The following is a 566-nucleotide window of genomic DNA, read 5'->3' on the forward strand; positions in this document are numbered from 1 at the left end:
AGAGGGTGTTTGGGAATTGGACTTGAAGTAAACAGAAACGAGTCAGTAAGTTGCGGCGGGAGTTCCTAGGCTTCCGGACACATTATGGTTGACAGCTCTCAACCCCTTACTGACTCGCAGTGGCAAGTTATGTGCTGCCTGTTGCCGGTGCAACGCAAACGGCAGCTCTGTTTGCGGCGCGTCGTGGACGCGGTGTTCTACGTGTGCCGTGCCGGCTGCCAATGGCGCAAGCTGCCGGCCGAGTACCCGCCCTGGACGGCCGTGTACTATTATTTTTACCGCTGGCAGCGCACCGGGCTCTGGCAGCAACTCAACCTAGTGATCAACGCTCTGGATCGGCTAACGCACGAGCGGCCCGCCGCGCCGTCGCTGCTGTGCGCTGACAGTCAGAGCGTCCGCCTGGCTCCGCGCATTCACGAGCACCGGGGCACGGACGGAGGCAAGCACGTGAACGGGCGCAAGCGGCAGATCTTGGTTGACACGGGCGGGCGCATCTGGGCGGCACATGTACACGCGGCCAATCAGCATGACAGCACAGCCGGCGTGGCCTTGCTCCCGCACCGGCC

At 62.7% G+C, this 566-nt stretch carries 1 protein-coding gene; it reads left to right on the forward strand.

All coding sequences use genetic code 11. The features are described from left to right. Window positions 1-129 precede the first annotated feature (129 nt). The coding region (locus ABD842_RS13670) for an IS5 family transposase (RefSeq protein ID WP_345114896.1) at window positions 130-566 on the forward strand (437 nt) is incomplete at its 3' end.

Source organism: Hymenobacter algoricola, assembly GCF_039539525.1.
Taxonomy (GTDB): Bacteria; Bacteroidota; Bacteroidia; order Cytophagales; family Hymenobacteraceae; genus Hymenobacter; species Hymenobacter algoricola.